This window comes from Streptomyces sp. DH37 (assembly GCF_029813835.1).
Classification (GTDB): Bacteria; Actinomycetota; Actinomycetes; order Streptomycetales; family Streptomycetaceae; genus Streptomyces.
In genome coordinates this window covers 1-441 of record NZ_JARVKV010000197.1, presented here as the reverse complement: position 1 = coordinate 441, position 441 = coordinate 1, and the positions used below count along the sequence as shown (strand labels likewise).

1 protein-coding gene is annotated in these 441 nt (G+C 45.8%); it reads left to right on the top strand.

Annotation, left to right across the window (positions count from 1 at the left end; all coding sequences use genetic code 11):
• Positions 1-441, top strand: a 441-nt coding sequence (locus QC029_RS31415; protein ID WP_279559103.1) for a nitronate monooxygenase family protein, incomplete at both ends; no start/stop codon positions are given.

Here is a 441-nt window from a genome sequence, read left to right as displayed (position 1 = left end):
ACATAAAATGATCCATCATACCAAGGCAATTAACAGCTATCTTGATTACGTTAAAGTTCAATTGCCCATCATCCAAGCGCCGATGGCAGGTGTTCAAGACAGTAAACTTGCTATCGCCGTGTGCCAAGCAGGCGGACTTGGCTCACTGCCTGGCGCCCTGCTCAGCCTACAAAAAATCGAAAGTGAAATTGCGAGCATCCGTAAGCTCACCGATGCCCCCTTTAATGTCAATTTTTTTGCGCATCAACAACCTGACTATACCCAAGCGATGCAAGAAAAATGGTTTAATACCCTACAACCTTATTATCAAGAATTTGGTTTGACCCAAGATGAGATAGCTACGGCCGGTGGACGTCAGCCATTTACCCATGAACAAGCAGCGCTATTGGCGGATTTAAAAGTCCCTGTGGTGAGTTTTCATTTTGGGCTACCGGACAAAGC